General features: G+C 72.7%; 4 protein-coding genes. 1 reads left to right on the top strand and 3 read right to left on the bottom strand.

The window, feature by feature from the left end:
• Positions 1–1,084 (top strand): glycosyltransferase (locus ABZY44_RS37215; RefSeq protein ID WP_356661921.1); only part of this gene is annotated, 1,084 nt, incomplete at its 5' end.
• A 100-nt stretch (positions 1,085–1,184) separates the two neighbouring features.
• Here the strand turns inward: ABZY44_RS37215 and galE are convergent.
• The 3 genes from galE to obgE all read right to left on the bottom strand — a co-directional run bounded on the left by galE (position 1,185) and on the right by obgE (position 5,393).
• Complete coding sequence (gene galE / locus ABZY44_RS37210; protein WP_356661919.1) at positions 1,185–2,174, bottom strand: UDP-glucose 4-epimerase GalE; 990 nt, start codon at positions 2,172–2,174, stop codon at positions 1,185–1,187.
• A gap of 63 nt (positions 2,175–2,237) precedes the next feature.
• Entirely contained in the window at positions 2,238–3,875 is a 1,638-nt protein-coding gene (locus ABZY44_RS37205) for a glycosyltransferase family 2 protein (RefSeq protein ID WP_356661917.1), read from the bottom strand.
• 75 nt (positions 3,876–3,950) lie between these two features.
• Complete coding sequence (gene obgE, locus ABZY44_RS37200; protein ID WP_356661915.1) at positions 3,951–5,393, bottom strand: GTPase ObgE; 1,443 nt, start codon at positions 5,391–5,393, stop codon at positions 3,951–3,953.
• Positions 5,394–5,475 lie beyond the last annotated feature (82 nt).

The following is a 5,475-nucleotide window of genomic DNA, read 5'->3' as shown; positions in this document are numbered from 1 at the left end:
GCACCAGATGGCCCGGCTGTTCGGCGACCGCGGGCACCGGGTGCACGTCATCGGCATCGCCCCCGTCGCCGAGGAGATCCGGCAGAAGCTGCCCGCCGACCTCCCGTACGCGACGACCACGCTCTACGAGTCCCGCCCGCCGGCCGCGCGCTCGCTGCACGGCATCAAGGGGCGGCTCAACGCGCCCGAACGGCGCCGCCAGGCGGCCCGCCGGGCGAAGATGCGGGCCAAGGCGGAGCAGCTGAGCGTGCTGCTGCGCGCGGCCCGCCCCGGGGCCGTGGTGATCGTCACCCAGGTCTGGGCGATGGAGTGGGTGGCCCTCGCCGACACCAAGGGCTGCACCGTCATCGCCATGAGCCACGAGTCCTTCGAGGCGAGCCAGAAGTCCACCCGCGGCCGTCGGGTCCGCCGCTACTACCCGGAGGTCGACCGCATGCTCGTGCTGACCCCCGAGGACGCGGACCTCTGGATCCGGGCGGGCGTGCAGAACGTGGGCAGCATGCCGAACCCGCTGCCGTTCATGCCCGCCTCTCCCGCCCCGCGGACGGAGAAGGTCGTGGCGAGCGTCGGCCGTCTGGCCTTCGAGAAGGGCATGGACCTGCTGCTCGACGCGTGGGCGGACGCCGCCCCGCACCACGCCGACTGGACCCTGCGGATCTACGGGGCCGGCGTGGAGGAGCCCGCGCTGCGGGCGCACGCCGCCGAGCTCGGCGTGGCGGAGTCCGTGGAGTGGATGGGCAGCACCGACGACGTGCTCGGAGCCCTGCGCGGGGCCTCGGTCTTCGCCCAGGCCTCGCGGGCCGAGGGGTTCCCGATCACCCTGCTGGAGGCGATGGCCGCGGGCGTCCCGGTGGCCGCCTTCGACTGCGCGCCGGGCGTACGGGAGATCGTGGAGCACGGCGAGGACGGACTGCTGGCCCGGCTCGGCAACACGATGGAGCTCGCCGGTCACCTGGACCGGCTGATGTCCGACCGGGAACTGCGCGACCGGCTCGGCGACAACGCCTTCCACAACGTGAAGCGGTACTCCAGCGCCGAGATCACCGACCGGTGGGAGGACCTGTTCTCCTTCCTGGAGCGCTGAGCTCCAAGGAGCTTGAGCCCCGCGGTCCGCACACGTACGAAGCCGCCCGCCCCGGAGAGGTCCGGGGCGGGCGGCTTCGTACGCACCGTGCGCGAGGGGGTCAGGCCTTGCGGTGGGCCTCCCAGCCCTCCCAGGCCGAGGTGATCATCTCGCGGACGTCGTGGCGGGCCTTCCAGCCCAGCTCGGACGTGATCCGGTCGGCGGAGGCGACGACCTTCGCCGGGTCGCCGGGGCGGCGCGGGGAGAGCACGGGCGCGTACGCGGCGTCGGTGTGCCCGGTGGTCTGGTTCACCAGGTCGACCATCTCGCGGACGGACACGCCCTCACCGCGGCCGATGTTGACCGTGAGGTCCCTGTACTCGCCCTGCGCGCCCCACTCGACGAGCTTGCGGGCCGCCACCACGTGTGCCTCCGCGAGGTCCGCGACGTGGATGTAGTCGCGGACGCAGGTGCCGTCGGCGGTCGGGTAGTCGTCGCCGAAGATCCGGGCGCCCTCGCCCCGGTCGAAACGCTCGAAGATCATCGGGACCAGGTTGAAGACGCCGGTGTCGGCGAGCTCGGGGGTCGCGGCGCCCGCAACGTTGAAGTAGCGCAGGCAGGCGGTCGAGATGCCGTGCGCCCTGCCCGCGGCGCGCACCAGCCACTCGCCGGCCAGCTTCGTCTCGCCGTACGGGCTCAGCGGCAGGCACGGGGTGTCCTCGGTGACGAGGTCGACGTCGGGCATCCCGTACACGGAGGCCGAGGAGGAGAAGAGGAAGTTGCGGACGCCGGCGGCGGCCACGGCGCCGAGCAGGACCGTGAGGCCCTGCACGTTCTCCTCGTAGTAGTGCAGCGGCTTGTCCACGGACTCGCCGACCTGCTTCTTGCCCGCCAGGTGGACCACGCCGGTGATCTCGTGCCGGGCGAACGTCTCGTCCAGGACCTTCCGGTCCAGCACGGAACCGACCACCAGCGGGACGCCCTGCGGGACACGGTCGGCGTTGCCCGTGGAGAGGTCGTCCAGAACCACGACCTCCTCACCGGCGAGCAGCATCGCGCGGACGACGTGTGCCCCGATGTAACCGGCACCACCAGTGATCAGAAACGTCATGCGTATCTCCTTGGGCTCTGTCTCTTGTTCTTCCGGCTGCCGCCGGACCCGCTTCTCCTCCGGCTACCGCCGGACCCCGCTCCGCCCCCGGCCCTTGCGGCGGTGGAGGCGGTCGCGTACGAGGCTCATGACGCCGTCGGCCCCGGGCGCGAGCCGCAGTGCCAGCGATCCGCCGGCCGTGCGATAGGGCTGCGCCAACAGCACACCGTACCGGCTGCTGGGCAGCACCCGCCGGTGCAGCAGGCCTCCGAGGGGGCGCGGCGAGGTGAGCAGGGAGCTCCCGTCCTCGCACTCCACGCTCGCCCGCACGTCCCACGCCTGCATGCCCCGCCGGCCCGCGCCGCGGCCTGCGGCCGCCAGCGTGGTGAGGGGGAAGGGCAGCTCCGCGGTCCAGTGGCCGCCGCCCTCGGCGGGCCGCAGCTCCACGGGCTCGGCGCACAGCGGCTCCCCGCCGCCGGCCCGGGGCACGAAGCTGAGCCGGACGCTGCGCGGACCGGCCGGGGCCAGGCGCCCGTACAGGTCGTGGACGAGGATCCGCAGCCCCCCGGAACCGAGCGGCTCGGCGTCGACGGTGACGGGCAGTCCGGCCGTCTCCAGTTCCGCCAGCCCGTCCAGCTCCACGGGCAGGGTCTCGCTCCACACCGCGTTCCCGCCGGGACCGGTCGCGTACGGGGGCGGCAGCCGGGGCGGGTCGGCGGCGAAGGCGGTCAGCCGCCGCAGGTCGGCGGGGGCGGGCGGGGCCTCGCAGGCGCGCAGCACCCGTACGATCCAGCGGGCCGGCGCCCCGGCGGCCTCGATGTCGGCGTCGGCGAAACCGGCGAGGTAGTCGCGGGTCAGGGTCCACCAGGCGGCCTGGTACTCGGGGTCCTTGCCGAGCTCGCGCAGGTACATGCGCAGGTCGTACTCCAGGAACTTGACCTGGCAGGCGCGGCCCAGCTCGGCCGAGGACGCGGTGAGGGTGCGGGAGGCGGTGCGGTGGGCCTCGATGCGCGCACGCCAGTTGCCGACGTCCTTGCGGTCCAGGGAGATGGACACCCGGGCGGCGTCGCGGCGCACGTGCCAGACGTAGACGAGGTCGCCGATCACGGCGAGGCGGGGCGCGGCGGCCAGCACGCGGGCGGTGAAGACGAAGTCCTCGTAGACGAACCGGCCGTCGGGGAAGCGGATCCCGTGCTCGTTCAGGAAGGCCCGGTCGTAGAGCTTGTTCACGCAGAGGGTGTCGCGGACCAGTTCCGGCCGGTCGGCCGGCCGGCCGATGACGTCGCCCGGCGTGTAGAGGCCCGGTACCCAGGGCACTTCACGGCCTCCGGGCAGTTCCCTGCGGACGCAGGCGCCGACCGTGACGGGCGCCCGGTGCTGCTCGGCGGCGCGCACCAGGGCGGCGGCCGCTCCCGTGGGCAGGACGTCGTCGCTGTCCAGGAACAGGACGTACGGGGAGGTCGCGGCCGCGATCCCGTCGTTGCGGGGGGTGCCGCAGCCCCCGCTGTTCTGCGTGCGGTGCACGACCTTCAGGCGGGGGTGGAGGGCGGCCAGCCCGTCCAGCACCGGCCCGGTCCCGTCGGTGGAGGCATCGTTCACGGCGATGACCTCGGCGACCACCGGGCCCTGGGCGAGGGCCGAGGAAACGGCCTCGCCCACGAGCCCGGCGTCGTTGTACGCGATCACCACGACGGAAACGGTGGGGGTATTCGTGCTCGTCACCAGGGGATCCTAGGCCACGCGGGTAAACGTGGCCTCAAGACCGCCCGTCGGCGTCCGCCCGCCGGCGTCCGCCGGTCAGAAGGGACGGAACTCGTCGTACTCCTTCTGGGCGGTGTCGCGCTCGGCTTCCTTCTCCTTGCGGCGCGTGGTGGCCGGACGCGGCGACTCCAGACGGTGGTCCTCACCGCGGCGGCCCAGCATCTCGGCGCCGGCCATCATGGTCGGCTCCCAGTCGAAGACGACCGCGTTGTCGTCGGAGCCGATGGCCACGCCGTCACCCGCACGGGCGCCGGCCTTGCGCAGCGCGTCCTCGACACCGAGGCGGTTGAGGCGGTCCGCGAGGTAGCCGACGGCCTCGTCGATGTTGAAGTCGGTCTGGCGGACCCAGCGCTCCGGCTTCTCGCCGCGCACCCGGTAGACGTCCTCGGCCTCGTCGTAGGCGATGGTGAAGCCGCTGTCGTCCACGGCCTTCGGGCGGATGACGATGCGGGTCGCCTCCTCCTTCGGCTTGCGGGCACGGAACTTCGCGATGACCTCGGCGAGGAAGAAGGACAGCTCCTTCAGACCCGCACGGGAGACCGCGGAGACCTCGAAGACCTTGTAGCCGCGGGCCTCCAGGTCCGGGCGGACCATGTCCGCGAGCTCCTGGCCGTCGGGGATGTCGACCTTGTTGAGGACGACGAGGCGCGGGCGCTTCTCCAGGCCGCCGCCGTAGAGCTTCAGCTCCTCCTCGATGGCGTCGAGGTCACCGAGCGGGTCGCGGTCGGACTCCAGGGTGGCGGTGTCCAGGACGTGCACGAGGATCGAGCAGCGCTCGACGTGGCGCAGGAACTCCAGGCCGAGGCCCTTGCCCTGGCTGGCGCCCGGGATGAGGCCCGGGACGTCGGCGATCGTGTAGACCGTCGAGCCGGCGGTGACGACGCCCAGGTTCGGGACGAGGGTGGTGAAGGGGTAGTCCGCGATCTTCGGCTTGGCCGCGGAGAGCACCGAGATCAGCGAGGACTTGCCGGCGCTCGGGAAACCGACCAGCGCGACGTCGGCGACGGTCTTGAGCTCCAGGATGACGTCGCCGCCGGTGCCGGGGACGCCGAGGAGGGCGAAGCCGGGCGCCTTGCGGCGGGCCGAGGAGAGCGCGGCGTTGCCGAGGCCGCCGCGGCCGCCTTCGGCCGCGACGTAGGTGGTGCCCTGGCCGACGAGGTCGGCGAGGACGTTGCCCTCCTTGTCGAGGACGACGGTGCCGTCCGGCACGGGCAGGATCAGGTCCTGGCCGTCCTTGCCGGAGCGGTTGCCGCCCTCGCCGGGCTTGCCGCTGGTGGCCTTGCGGTGGGGGCTGTGGTGGTAGTCCAGCAGGGTGGTGACAGCCTGCTCCACCACCAGGATGACGTCGCCGCCACGGCCGCCGTTGCCGCCGTCGGGGCCGCCGAGCGGCTTGAACTTCTCCCGGTGAACGGAGGCGCAGCCGTGGCCCCCGTTACCCGCGGCGACATGCAATTCGACGCGGTCCACGAAGGTGGTCATGGTTGTTCCTCCAGATACAGCGGGAATATCCCGGAAAGCCCGGGGGCAGGCCTTGCTGCCATGAAACGTGTCTATGTGTGAC

This window comes from Streptomyces sp. NPDC006544 (genome assembly GCF_040611715.1).
In the GTDB taxonomy this organism is placed as follows: Bacteria; Actinomycetota; Actinomycetes; order Streptomycetales; family Streptomycetaceae; genus Streptomyces.
The sequence above is the reverse complement of the archived record's forward strand: the minus strand, read 5'-3'. Positions and strand labels throughout refer to the sequence as shown.